This is a genomic window from Streptomyces sp. NPDC041122, assembly GCF_055592445.1.
In genome coordinates, this window is sequence record NZ_JBVIYQ010000008.1 from 500992 (window position 1) to 513628 (window position 12637).

Consider the following 12637-nt stretch of genomic DNA (forward strand, 5'->3'; position numbering starts at 1 on the left):
AAGACTCAGAAGGCTGCGTTGTAGATGGCGCCCGCGAGGGCTCCGCCGATCAGCGGACCGGCCACCGGGATCCAGGCGTAACTCCAGTCGGAGCCGCCCTTGTTGGGAATCGGCAGGAAGGTGTGCACGATGCGCGGGCCGAGGTCGCGCGCCGGGTTGATGGCGTACCCCGTGGGCCCGCCCAGGGAGAGGCCGATGCCGACGACCAGGAAGGCCACGATGAGCGTCTGCGTGCCGGACTCGCCGAGCCCCTTGGTCAGGCCGAAGGCGAGGATCGGCAGCACCAGCGCGACCGTCGCGATGACCTCGGTGATGATGTTGGCGACCGGGTTCCGGATCTCCGGGATGGTGGAGAAGATGCCGAGCGTCGGCGTCGGCTGGTTCCCGCCTCCCGCGTCGCCCTTCGTGCCGCCCGTGACGTTGGCGTTGAACTGCGCGAGGTAGACGAGGTACGCGAGGACGGCGCCCAGCATCGCGCCGACCATCTGCCCGAGCAGATAGACCCAGACCTGGTCCCAGTCTCCGGTGTCGATGGCGATGCCGAGGGTGACGGCGGGATTGAGATGACCGCCGGAGAGCGGACCCGCGGTGTAGGCCCCGGCGAGCACACCGAAGCCCCATCCGAAGGCGATGACCACCCACCCGGAGGCCTTCGCCTTCGAGTGGCTGAGCGTGACGGCGGCGCACACGCCGGCGCCGAGAAGAATCAGGATCGCGGTGCCGATGACCTCACCGACGAAGACGTCCCCGTTCGAGTACATGGCGGCTCCTAGGCCCTCGCCCGGGGCGGTGCGCCCCGGTCCTCCGTGCAGGGTGCGGTTCCCACGACCGTTGCCTGGATACGCCCGGCTGCTGCAACCGGAGGCAGGGGTCTCCCGCGCCCCGCCCGGCGTCCATGACGAGCGTGCCGTCGTCGTCGGATCGCCCGGGGGGATGACCTGTTGACCAGGCCCTTCACAGGAACCCGTCGCGCTCAGAGGATCTGGGCGCCGGGGCCGGGGTGTGGCGACGCCGACTGACACCGGAAGTGTTCACCGGTGGTGATGGAGCGTCAAGGTCGCGGACGGCAACGGTTCACCCGCGCGACACCGGCCAGGACGAGCGGCGTCAGCGCACCGCTACGACCGACGAGCCGTGCCCGAACAGCCCCTGGTTCGCGGTGATGCCCACCCGCGCCCCATCGATCTGCCGCGCCCCTGCCGTCCCCCTCAACTGCCAGGTGATCTCGCAGACTTGGGCGATGGCCTGGGCCGGCACGGCCTCCCCGAAGGAGGCGAGGCCCCCGCTGGTGTTCACCGGCACCCGTCCGCCCGGCGATGTCGCCCCGTCGCGCAGCAGCTTGGCCCCCTCGCCCTCGCCGCACAGCCCGAGATCCTCGTACCACTGGAGCTCCAGCGCGGTCGACAGGTCGTACACCTCGGCCAGGGATATGTCCTCCGGGCCGATGCCCGCCTCCTCGTACGCCGCTCGTGCGATGGACGCCCGGAAGGTGGCGTCGGCGGGCTCGACGGCCGCCGCCGAGTCGGTGGCGATGTCCGGCAGGTCGAGCACGGTGGCCGGATAGGTGGGCGTGACCGTGGACACCGCGCGGATGCGCACCGGATCCGGCGCCCCGTGCCGCCGCGCGAACTCCATGCTGCACAGCACCAGGGCCGCCGCACCGTCCGAGGTGGCGCAGATGTCCAGCAGCCGCAGCGGATCGGCGACGACGGCCGACGCGGCCACCTCGTCGGCGGTGACGCGCTTGCGGTAGCGGGCGTTGGTGTTGAGCGCGCCCGCCGCGGCGTTCTTCACCTTGACCTGGGCGAAGTCCTCCAGGGTGTCGCCGTGCACGGCCATGCGGCGGCGTGCGTAGAGCCCGAAGTAGGCGGGGTTGGTCGCGCCCAGGACCCGGAAGCGCAGCCAGTCGGGATCGTCCGCCCGGTCCCCGCCGGCCGGCCGGAAGAAGCCCTTGGGCGCCGCGTCGGCGCCCACCACCAGGACCACGTCGGCCAGGCCCGCGAGGATCTGGGTACGCGCGGTGTTGACGGCCTGGGCGCCGGACGCGCAGGCCGCGTACACGCTCGCCACGCGCGCGCCCTGCCAGCCGAGGGCTTTGGCGAAGGTGGCCCCCGCCACGTACCCGGGATAGCCGCCCCGGACCGTGTCCGCCCCGACGATCGAGCCCACGTCCCGCCAGTCGACCCCCGCGTCCGCGAGCGCCGCGCGCGCGGCCACCACTCCGTACTCCACGAAACCGCGTCCCCACTTGCCCCACGGGTGCATGCCCGCCCCGAGCACCGCCACCTCGCCGTTCACGCACCCACCCCCACGGGCCGCCAGTGCCATGTCGTCCATGTCGTCTCGTCGTCCTCGTTCAGCACGCCCGGGACGACCTCCACCTCCATGCCGACCTCCAGGTCGGCGACGGAGACCCCGGGAGCCCCCTGCCCGAGCACCACCATGCGCTCCGCCGCCAGCTCCACAGCGATCAACGTGTAGGGCTGCCACGGAAGTTCCGGGTCGGAGACATACGGAGCGGGCGGCCGGTAGCGCCCGTCGGTGTACGACCAGACGCGTCCGCGCCGCGAAAGACCCACCTCGACCAGCTCCCCGCCCGGGCAGCCGGGGTTGCGGCAGAACCCGTCCTCGCGGGGGAAGAAGACGGCGGCACACGCCGAACAGCGCGTGCCCAGCAGGCGGAAGGCGTCACCCTCCCCGGCGAACCAGTGGGGCACCACGGGTGTGTGCGTACGGGGCAAGGCTCCTCCAGGCAGTCGATCTGACGGAACGTCAGAAGTGTGCCACGGGCAACCGGATAACGTCAGGGGGGTGCGCGTCCCGGGAGCGGTGAACCGGACAGCCCTCTTTCGCGTCCGAGTATCGGAGAGGTCGTCCGGGGCCGACGGGGGTGGTCCCAGGCGGCCTCTCCTTGTGCCCCCCTGCTTTCTTTGCCGCCGCTCCGCTCACTTCCTCCGCAACGACCCGGGCGCGACGGGGAAGTCGAAGTAGGTGTCCGGGAACAGCTCGGGCTTGTGGGTGAAGTGCCACCATTCCTCGGGAAGGTTGGTGAAGCCCTGCCGGGAGAGCACCGAGCGCAGCAGGTCGCGGTTGGCCCGCTGCTTCCCCGTGATCCGGGGATCGTCCGTGTGCGCCAGGGGGTCGAAACAGTCGAACCCCGTCCCCATGTCCACGGAGTTGTCGGGGAAGCGCTCGCCCCGCGGCCCGAAGCAGGGCCTGAGCCGCTCGCCGGGGACGTACGGGCGGGTCGGCAGGGCGGGCAGCCGCACCACGGTCAGATCCACCGTCGAGCCCCGGCTGTGCCCGGACTTCTCCGCGATGTAGCCGTCCGCGAAGAGCTGCGACTTGTCGACATGGGGATAGAACTCCGCCTTCATGCGCTCGTCGCGCAGATCCTTGGCCCACCGCACGAAGTGGTCGACGGCCCGCTGGGGCCGGTAACAGTCGTACACCTTCAGGGAGTAGCCCTTGCGCAGCAGCGTCCGCTGCGCCTTGTGCAGCGCCTTCGCGGTGGGCCCGGTGAGGAGGCACATCGGCTTGCGGTAGCCGTCGACGGGCTCGCCCATGAAGTTGTGCGGCGTGATGTAGCGCATCTCCTGGATGATCGTCGGGTCCACGTCGCGCAGCGCGACGAACTCGGGCGGAGCCTTCGGCTCCGGCTTCGCGTGCGCGGGGGAGGGGGCGGCGGCCACGGCCAGCAGGGCGGCGGCACCGAGGGCGATGCTCCGCAGCGCGGGGACAAGTCGGGTCATGCTCCCTGCGTCTACCAGGCACCTGGGGGCCCGCGAAAGACCGGCGCGTCGACGATCGGATACAGTCCGCGGCGTGTCCGCATCCCCACACCAGACCAACTCCCGTCCGCACTCCCACTGTTCGAGCTGTGGAGCCTCCTTCGGAGACCGGCCCGCGGACGGGCCCCGCACCTGCGCCGCCTGCGGCGCCGTCACGTACCGCAACCCGCTGCCCGTGGCGGTCGCCCTCCAGCCCGTGTACGACACCCAGGGCACCGGCCTGGTCGTCGTGACCCGCACCATCGCCCCCGCGCGCGGGGGCACCGCCCTGCCCGGCGGGTTCATCGACGACCGGGAGGACTGGCGCCACGCGGTCGTCCGCGAACTCAAGGAGGAGACCGGCATCGGCGCGGACAGCCGCGACGTCCACCTGGCCGACGCCATGAGCGCCCCCGACGGGTACCTGCTGCTCTTCGGCCTGCTCCCCGAACGCCCCGCCGCCGACCTGCCGCTCCCCGTGCCGACCGACGAGACCGACGGCTGGAGCGTGCTGCGCCGCCCGGACGAACTCGCCTTCCCGCTACACACACTGGCGGCCCGGGCGTGGTTCGAGGGCCGTTACTGAGCCCTCCGGAGCCCGCTCAGCCGCCGAGCCCGCGCACCCGCACCGGACGATCCGGAGCGGGCCCGGCGCCGCCGTCCTCCCGCTCCACGACCACACGCCCGCCGCTCCACCGCGTCGTGTACCGCTCCCATTCACCCTCCTCCCACCCGTCGCCCGCGTCGGCCACCACGAGACCCCCGCCCGAAGCCCCCGCGGCCGGCGCCCACACCTCCAGCTCCAGAGCGCCGTCGGCGCCCCGCACCGGCACCACAGAGCCCGCACGCGCCAGTACCGGGACGCGCGACAACGGGGCGTCCAACAGCACCCTCCCGGGCCCCTCGTACGCCGCGCCCGTCACCGTGTCGTACCAGCGGCCCCGCGGCAGCTGCACCGTCCGCCGCACCGCACCGCTCTCGAACACCGGCGCCACCAGCAGGCAGTCACCGAGCAGGAACGCGTCCTCGCAGCCCCGCAACGCCCTGTCCTCCGGGGCGCCCCACCACAGGGGCCGCACATAGGGAGCGCCCGTCCGCCGCGCGAGATGCGCCAGCGTCACGAAGTACGGCAGCAACCGCCTGCGCTCGGTGAGCACCTCACGCGCGTGCCCCAGCACCTCCTCGCCGAACTCCCACGGCTCGCGCCGCCCCGCCGTGATCGCCGCGTGCGTGCGGAACAACGGCAGATACGCCCCGAGCTGGAACCACCGCAGATACAGCTCCGGCGACGGACTGCCGTCGAACCCGCCCACATCCGGACCCGAATACGGCACCCCGCACAACCCGAGCCCCAGGACCAGGGAGAGCGACGCCCGCAACCCCGCCCAACTCGTCGAGACGTCGCCGGACCACGTCCCTCCGTAGCGCTGCATTCCCGCCCAGCCGGAACGCGAGAACAAGAAGGGCCGCTCCTCGGGGTGCGGCCGGCGCAGCGCCTCGTACCCGGCCCGCGCCATCGCCAGGGCGTACACGTTGTGCGCCTCCCGGTGATCACCGCCCCGCCCCTCCAAGGAATGCCGCGCCGAGCGGGGCAGCGTCGCCTCACCGAACGCCGCGAACGACACCGGCTCGTTCATGTCGTGCCAGAAACCCGAGAACCCCTGATCGAGGCGCTCCGCATAGAGCCCGCCCCACCACTCCCGCGCGCGCGGGTCGGTGAAATCCGGATACACCGCCTCACCGGGCCAGACGACCCCCCGCACCTGCCGCCCCGCGGCATCCCGCACGAAGGCGTCGGCCGCCACCCCGCCGTCGTACACCGCCACCCCCGGCTCGGCCTTCACCGCGGGGTCGACGATCGTGACCAGTCGCGTGCCCGCCCGGCGCAACTCCTCGGCGAACTGCGGCAGCTTGGGGAAGCGCTCCTTGTCGACGGTGAACACCTTGTGCGCCTCGTAGTGGTCGATGTCCAGGTGCACGGCGTCCAACGCGAGTCCGTGCTCCTGATAGCCCGCGACGACCCGCCGCACCTCCTGCTCACTGCCGAAGCCCCACCGCGCGTGATGGTGTCCGAGCGCCCAGGACGGCGGCAGCGCCGGGGGACCGGTGAGCGACGCCCAGGAGTGCAGCACGCGCGCGGGAGGCCCGACCATCGCCCAGTACCGCAGCGGGCCGCCCCCCATCCGCACCTCGCACGAACCGGCCCGGTCGTGCCCCGACCCGTCACCCACCACCCCCTCGCACACCACGACCTCGCCCTCCCACGCGTTGTCGTGGAACACCAGATGCGTGCCGGCGTCGGCCACCACCATCTGCACCGGCATGGTGATGTACAGCGGATCGTCGTCAGGCCCGAACGAGCCGCCCGGGTCGGTGTTCCACAGCCGGTACGTCCCGTCCCGCAGCCGGGGCCCGCCCGAGCGCCCACCGAGGCCGAAGAACCGCGCGTCCGCCGCCACCTCCGACCGCTGCACCCACCGCACCGCCCCACCCGCGACCGGCTCCCACCAGCGCGGCGGCAGATCGCGCCGCAGCAGCACCCCGCCCGGCGTGTACAGCGCGACGGCCCCGAGCCGCGAGACGACGACGGTGACCCGCTCCGACACGACCCGCCAGCCGCCGTCCTTGTCGGGCTCGAGGACGGCCCGCGGATCCGGCTCGGGACTCCGGCCCGACAGCGCGTACGACGGCTCCGGCTCCGCCCCGTCCCAGCCCAGGAAGACCGCACCCCCCGCGGTCACCCGCACCCGCAGCTCCGCGCGGGCGAACCGCACCACGCCACCACCGGGCGCCGGCTCCATCGCCGTCCCGGCACCCGGCACCCGCGCCCGCTCCGCGCCACCCCTGGGCAACGCCCGCGCGTCCGACCGCCACCTGCGCCACGAGGAGCGCACCGTGCGCATCCTCTGCGCCGTGCCGACCATGCCGACCGCCTTCACCGAACGCACCAGGTCACGACCGTTCATGCTGCTCACCCTGCCACCGAAGAAGCCGCGTGTGTGCCGCGTTCAGCTGCCGTTCACCTGGGGCGACGCCACACAGCGGCGAGGCCGACTGTGTGGGGCCAACCCTGGTGCGGAAGTCGATCACATGGCATCGTCCCTTTCAGCCGTGTTCACGCGCACACCCAGCACGTGCGCACTCCACGCATACGACGCGTACAGTCCGGGAGCCGCCCCATGACGTCCTCAGCGAACCCTGCGCCGCTCTGGCAGCCGAGCCCGGAGAGGATCGCCGCCGCGCAGGTCACCCGGTTCCAGGCGTGGGCGGCCGAGCACCATGGAGCCCCGGCCGACGGCGGGTACGCGACGCTGCACCGCTGGTCCGTGACCGAGCTCGAGACGTTCTGGAAAGCCGTCACCGACTGGTTCGACGTCCGCTTCTCGACGCCGTACGCGCGCGTGCTCGGCGACCGCGCCATGCCCGGCGCCGCCTGGTTCCCCGGCGCCACCCTCAACTACGCCGAGCACGCCCTGCGCGCGGCCGACGACCCCACGCGCGCGAACGAGCCCGCGATCCTCCACGTCGACGAGAGCCAGGACCCGCGACCGGTCACCTGGGCCGAACTGCGCCGCCAGGTCGGTTCGCTCACCGCCGAGCTGCGTGCCCTCGGCGTCCGCCCCGGAGACCGCGTCAGCGGCTACCTGCCGAACATCCCACAGGCCGTCGTCGCCCTGCTCGCCACCGCCGCCGTCGGCGCCGTCTGGACCTCCTGCGCCCCGGACTTCGGCGCACGCAGCGTCTTGGACCGCTTCCAGCAGGTCGAACCGGTCGTCCTGTTCACCGTCGACGGCTACCGCTACGGCGGCAAGGAGCACGACCGCCGCGACACCGTCGCCGAACTCCGCTCCGAACTGCCGAGCCTGCGGGCCGTCGTCCACATCCCGCTGCTCGGCACCCAGGCCCCCGAAGGCGCCCTGGAATGGTCGGCCCTCACCTCCGCCGACCTGACCCCCACCTTCGAAGCGGTGCCCTTCGACCACCCCCTGTGGGTGCTCTACTCCTCCGGCACCACCGGACTGCCCAAGGCGATCGTCCAGTCCCAGGGCGGCATCCTCGTCGAACACCTCAAACAGCTCGGCCTGCACTGCGACCTCGGACCCGACGACCGCTTCTTCTGGTACACCTCGACCGGCTGGATGATGTGGAACTTCCTCGTCTCCGGCCTCCTGACGGGCACCACGATCGTCCTGTACGACGGCAGCCCCGGCCACCCCGACACCGGCGCCCAGTGGCGCATCGCCGAGCGCACCGGAGCCACGCTCTTCGGCACCTCCGCCGCGTACGTCATGGCCTGCCGCAAGGCGGACGTCCACCCCGCCCGCGACTTCGACCTCTCCCGCGTCACCTGCGTCGCCACCACCGGATCCCCGCTGCCCCCCGACGGCTTCCGCTGGCTGCACGACGCGTTCGCCGACACCCCCGGCGGGCTGTGGACCGCCTCCGTCAGCGGCGGCACCGACGTCTGCTCCTGCTTCGCGGGCGCGGTCCCCACCCTCCCCGTCCACATCGGCGAGCTCCAGGCCCCCTGCCTCGGCACCGACCTGCAGTCCTGGGACCCCCAGGGCAAGCCACTGATCGACGAGGTCGGCGAGCTCGTCGTCACCAACCCCATGCCTTCCATGCCGATCCGCTTCTGGAACGACCCGGACGGCACCCGCTACCACGACAGCTACTTCGACACCTACCCCGGCGTCTGGCGGCACGGCGACTGGATCACCCTCACCTCACGAGGCTCGGTGGTCATCCACGGCCGCTCCGACTCCACGCTCAACCGCCAGGGCGTGCGCATGGGTTCGGCCGACATCTACGAGGCCGTCGAACGCCTCCCGGAGATCCGCGAATCCCTCGTCATCGGTGTCGAAGAACCCGACGGCGGCTACTGGATGCCGCTCTTCGTCCACCTCGCCGAAGGCGCCACGCTCGACGACACCCTGCGCGACCGCATCAAGCGCACCATCCGCGCCGAGCTCTCCCCGCGCCACGTGCCCGACGAGGTCATCGAGGTCCCCGGCATCCCGCACACCCTCACCGGCAAGCGCATCGAGGTCCCCGTCAAGCGCCTCCTCCAAGGCGCGTCCATGGACAAGGCGGTCAACCGAGGCTCGGTCGACCGCGTCGAACTCCTCGACTTCTACGCCGACCTGGCCCGCAAGCGCGCCTGACGTCCCGCCTTTTCCCTGCTCAACGCCGGTTGTCAGTGGCTCTGGTTACTGTGAGTGAGCATTGATCGACCGAATGCAGGGGGAAGCATGACGCACGCTCGACACGACACGATGCGCCGCGCACTGCGCCGCGAAGTCGCCGGAACCATCGGCCTGCTGGCCGACGAGGAGGACTTCGCGGCCATGCGCCGCTATCGCACCTTCACCTTCGACGACCACCAGACCTACCTCCAGCAGGTCGAAGGCCTCCTCAAGACCTTCGCCTCCCAGGGCAGGCACACCACGGTCGCCCTCTTCGACCCCGAGGACTACGCCCAGTACTGCGCGGAGAGCGGCCTGGACCCGGACGCCCCGGCCAGCCGCACCCGCTTCACCGCCGAGCTGGCCTCCGGCGGCCCCACCGTGCCGTACGAGGGCCAGCCCCTCGCCGACCTCGTCCCCGACCTGGTCGACGAGGCGGTCCGCCAGGCCACCTGGGAGTACGCGACGATGACGCTCGCCCGCGCCGGAACCTGCGCGACCTGCGGCGAGGACATCGGACGCGCCGCCTTTGCCCGGGCCTCCCTACTGATCACGCGGGCCCTCGACATCCCCGGCCCGGGCACCCGGCACCTGGTGTGCAGCGTGCCCTGCGACCCCGAGACCCTCCTCGCCGCACTCCACGTCGAGATCGACGCCGAGGGCCGCGCACTGCTCGACGACACCGAGGCCATGGAGTTCGCCACCGTCCTCGCGGTCGGCATCGCCACCCACCGAGCGGCCGGCATGGTGCTGCGCTCCAGCGCCGACGGCGCCCGCGACCGGGTCCAGGGCTGGCGCATGGACGGCGGCAGGCTCCAACCCCTCACCGCGGCCGAGGTCTTCGACGCGTACTGCACCGACGCCCTCTCGGGAGAGCTCGTCTCCCCGGAATCCAACGTCGACTACTGCGCGGCACCCGATCTCGACGACACCCCCGACACCGGCCACACCCACTGAACGCACCAGGGGCGCCCCACCGATGCGGTGGGGCGCCCCTGGGACAGGACAAGCGGACGACTACTCGCCCGACAGCACCGCCTGAGCGGCCTTGCGGGCCTCCTCGGCGCTGTCGGCGGCGCGCGCCGCCGACGCGGCACGCTCGCACTGCGCCAGCGTGTACTTGCCGAGCGTCGCACGCACGTAAGGAATGGACGCCGCACCCATCGAAAGGGAGGTGACACCCAGACCGGTCAGCACACAGGCGAGCAGCGGATCCGAAGCGGCCTCACCGCACACGCCACAGCTCTTGCCCTCGGCCCGCGCCGCCTCGGCGGACAGCGACACCAGGTCGAGCAGCGCCGGCTGCCACGGGTCCTGCAGCCGGGACACGGCACCGACCTGCCGGTCGGCGGCGAAGGCGTACTGCGCGAGGTCGTTGGTGCCCAGCGACAGGAACTCGACCTCCTGGAGGATCGAGCGCGCCCGCAGCGCGGCCGACGGAATCTCCACCATCGCGCCGAACTTCGCCTGCAGCCCCGCCTCGCGGCACGCGTCCGCGAACGCCTTGGCGTCGATGCGGTCCGCCACCATCGGGGCCATGACCTCGAGGTAGACGGGCAGCCCCTCGACGGCCTTGGCCAGCGCGGTCAGCTGCGTACGCAGCACCTCGGGGTGGTCGAGCAGCGACCGCAGACCCCGCACGCCCAGCGCCGGGTTCGGCTCGTCGCCCGGCGTCAGGAAGTCCAGCGGCTTGTCCGCACCGGCATCCAGCACACGGACGACGACACGGCCCTCGGGAAAGGCCTCGAGCACCTTGCGGTACGCCTCGACCTGCTTCTCCTCGGACGGCGCCTTCGTGCTGTCGTCGAGGAAGAGGAACTCGGTACGGAACAGACCGACACCCTCGGCACCGGCCTCGACGGCGGCCGGCACATCGGCGGGACCGCCGACGTTGGCCAGCAGCGGCACCTTGTGCCCGTCGGACGTCGCACCCGGACCGGTCGCCGCGGCCAGCGCCGCCTTGCGCTCGGCGGCGGCAGCCTCGAGCTGCTCCCGCTTCTCGGCGCTCGGGTCCACGAAGATCTCACCGGTGCTGCCGTCGACGGCCACGACCGTGCCCTCGACGAGCTCGCCGGCGCCCGGCAGCGCGACGACGGCCGGCACCCCGAGCGCCCGCGCGAGGATGGCGCTGTGACTCGTGGGCCCACCCTCTTCGGTGACGAACCCGAGCACCAGCGCCGGGTCGAGCAGCGCGGTGTCGGCGGGCGCCAGGTCACGCGCGATCAGCACGTACGGCTGGTCGCTGTCCGGGACACCCGGCATCGGCACGCCCAGCAGGCGCGCGACGATGCGGTTCCGCACGTCGTCGAGGTCGGCGACTCGGCCGGCCATGTACTCACCGGCACCGGCGAGCAGTTCGCGGTAGTGGGAGAACGCGTCGTAGACGGCGCGCTCGGCCGTGCTGCCGACGGTGATGCGCCGGTCGACGTCCGACATCAGCTCCGGGTCCTGGGCGATCATCGCCTGCGCCTCGAGGACCGCCTGGGCCTCGCCACCGGCCAGATTGCCGCGCGCATTCAGGTCGGCCGCCACAGCTTCCACGGCCTGGCGAGCGCGCCCCTGTTCACGCTCGGCCTCCTCCGCGGGAATCTGCTTCGCCGGCGGCTCGAGAACCGCCGTGCCCATGTGCCGGACCTCGCCGATCGCCACACCGTGGCTCACACCGACGCCTCGCAGCGTTGTCTCCATTTCACCCGTCTCCGGTAGTGCGACGGGCCGAGCCGTCGCGGTGGTTGTCGTGCCTGCCGTCAGCGACGGCGATGACGTCACTGCCAGCTGAAGAGCGCGTCGCCGGACTTCACTTCGCCGTCCTCGACGAGTTCGGAGAGCGATTCGGCCGTGGCCTCGAGCGCCACGATCGGGCACACCGGGGACTTGCCGGCGGCCTCCACGGCCGACGGGTCCCAGCGCACCACGGCCTGGCCGCGCTGCACGGTGTCGCCCTTGTTGACGAGGAGCTCGAAGCCCTCGCCGTTGAGCTGCACGGTGTCGATGCCGAGGTGCGTCAGCACACCGTGACCCTGGTCGTCCACCACCACGAACGCGTGCGGGTGAAGAGAGACGACGATGCCGTCCACGGGAGAGACGGCCTCGGACGGCTCGCGCACGGGATCGATGGCCGTGCCAGGCCCGACCATCGCGCCTGAGAACACGGGATCCGGTACAGCAGAGAGCCCGATGGCGCGTCCTGCAAGCGGGGACGAAACACTGGTCATGGCATGCCTCCCAGGGGGTGGAGATTCGTAGTCGCCGCCACTACCTGTCCTGGACGACGCACTGTTCAGAAGCGTAAGTCATAAGAAGTCCCGGTTCCGCACGATGGGTCCCGGTTGCGGGACGTAGAGGCAGTGCACAAACGATTTGCGCCCACCGGGGACCCGATGTAGAGTCGGACTCCTGCCTGAGGCCGTGGGGCGCGGTAAGCGCCCGGCTTCGGCGGCAACCTTCACGTCAGATCCTATCCCCGGGTCCGCCTCCGCATGTCTGCGGTGGGTGTGGTCAGGGAGTCGAATAAGACCTGATAAAGTCGGAACCGCCGGAAAGGGAAACGCGAAAGCCGCAAGGCCGGAGCGGGAACCGGAAAGGTACCGAGGAAATCGGACACGAAAGAGTCTGATAGAGTCGGAAACGCAAGAACGAAGAACAAAAAGAAACACCGAAGGGAAGCGCCCGGAGGAAAGC

The 12637-nt window shown here is 71.7% G+C and carries 10 protein-coding genes; 3 read left to right on the forward strand and 7 right to left on the reverse strand.

What is annotated here, in order from left to right:
• Positions 1-5 precede the first annotated feature (5 nt).
• The 4 genes from ACZ6B8_RS28955 to ACZ6B8_RS28970 form a co-directional block, all read right to left on the reverse strand.
• Positions 6-761: an MIP/aquaporin family protein gene (locus ACZ6B8_RS28955; protein WP_471081294.1), complete on the reverse strand. Its 756-nt coding sequence runs from the start codon at positions 759-761 to the stop codon at positions 6-8.
• A gap of 346 nt (positions 762-1107) precedes the next feature.
• Entirely contained in the window at positions 1108-2298 is a 1191-nt protein-coding gene (locus ACZ6B8_RS28960) for a lipid-transfer protein (protein ID WP_471081400.1), read from the reverse strand.
• Positions 2295-2720 carry a Zn-ribbon domain-containing OB-fold protein gene (locus tag ACZ6B8_RS28965; protein ID WP_471081403.1) on the reverse strand — a complete coding sequence of 142 codons (426 nt, stop codon included), beginning with the start codon at positions 2718-2720 and terminating at the stop codon, positions 2295-2297. The genes ACZ6B8_RS28960 and ACZ6B8_RS28965 overlap by 4 nt, the downstream gene beginning before the upstream one ends.
• A 225-nt stretch (positions 2721-2945) precedes the next feature.
• A complete protein-coding gene (locus ACZ6B8_RS28970; RefSeq protein ID WP_471609159.1) occupies positions 2946-3752 on the reverse strand; it encodes a M15 family metallopeptidase in 807 nt (268 codons plus the stop codon).
• Positions 3753-3825: 73 nt separating this feature from the next.
• Here ACZ6B8_RS28970 and ACZ6B8_RS28975 point away from each other — a divergent pair, with 73 nt between their 5' ends.
• Positions 3826-4356 carry an NUDIX domain-containing protein gene (locus ACZ6B8_RS28975; RefSeq protein WP_471081300.1) on the forward strand — a complete coding sequence of 177 codons (531 nt, stop codon included), beginning with the start codon at positions 3826-3828 and terminating at the stop codon, positions 4354-4356.
• A 16-nt stretch (positions 4357-4372) separates the two neighbouring features.
• Here the strand turns inward: ACZ6B8_RS28975 and ACZ6B8_RS28980 are convergent, their stop codons facing one another.
• Positions 4373-6736: a glycoside hydrolase family 31 protein gene (locus ACZ6B8_RS28980; RefSeq protein WP_471609160.1), complete on the reverse strand. Its 2364-nt coding sequence runs from the start codon at positions 6734-6736 to the stop codon at positions 4373-4375.
• 213 nt (positions 6737-6949) lie between these two features.
• On the opposite strand from ACZ6B8_RS28980, the gene ACZ6B8_RS28985 reads away from it, so the two are divergent.
• Both ACZ6B8_RS28985 and ACZ6B8_RS28990 read left to right on the forward strand, forming a co-directional pair.
• Entirely contained in the window at positions 6950-8935 is a 1986-nt protein-coding gene (locus ACZ6B8_RS28985) for an acetoacetate--CoA ligase (protein ID WP_471609161.1), read from the forward strand.
• Positions 8936-9022: 87 nt separating this feature from the next.
• On the forward strand, positions 9023-9913 hold the full coding sequence (locus ACZ6B8_RS28990) for a hypothetical protein (protein ID WP_471081309.1): 891 nt from the start codon (positions 9023-9025) through the stop codon (positions 9911-9913).
• A gap of 60 nt (positions 9914-9973) precedes the next feature.
• Here the strand turns inward: ACZ6B8_RS28990 and ptsP are convergent, their stop codons facing one another.
• Together ptsP and ACZ6B8_RS29000 are read right to left on the reverse strand one after the other, a co-directional pair.
• A complete protein-coding gene (gene ptsP / locus ACZ6B8_RS28995; protein WP_471609162.1) occupies positions 9974-11644 on the reverse strand; it encodes a phosphoenolpyruvate--protein phosphotransferase in 1671 nt (556 codons plus the stop codon).
• A gap of 77 nt (positions 11645-11721) precedes the next feature.
• A complete protein-coding gene (locus tag ACZ6B8_RS29000; RefSeq protein ID WP_471081315.1) occupies positions 11722-12171 on the reverse strand; it encodes a PTS sugar transporter subunit IIA in 450 nt (149 codons plus the stop codon).
• Positions 12172-12637: the final 466 nt, after the last annotated feature.

Coding starts and splice junctions, on each gene's coding strand:
- ACZ6B8_RS28955 (WP_471081294.1), bottom strand. CDS start 761: ATGTACTCGAACGGGGACGTCTTCGTCGGTGAGGTCATCGGCACCGCG.
- ACZ6B8_RS28970 (WP_471609159.1), bottom strand. CDS start 3,752: ATGACCCGACTTGTCCCCGCGCTGCGGAGCATCGCCCTCGGTGCCGCC.
- ACZ6B8_RS28980 (WP_471609160.1), bottom strand. CDS start 6,736: ATGAACGGTCGTGACCTGGTGCGTTCGGTGAAGGCGGTCGGCATGGTC.
- ACZ6B8_RS28985 (WP_471609161.1), top strand. CDS start 6,950: ATGACGTCCTCAGCGAACCCTGCGCCGCTCTGGCAGCCGAGCCCGGAG.
- ACZ6B8_RS28990 (WP_471081309.1), top strand. CDS start 9,023: ATGACGCACGCTCGACACGACACGATGCGCCGCGCACTGCGCCGCGAA.
- ptsP (WP_471609162.1), bottom strand. CDS start 11,644: ATGGAGACAACGCTGCGAGGCGTCGGTGTGAGCCACGGTGTGGCGATC.
- ACZ6B8_RS29000 (WP_471081315.1), bottom strand. CDS start 12,171: ATGACCAGTGTTTCGTCCCCGCTTGCAGGACGCGCCATCGGGCTCTCT.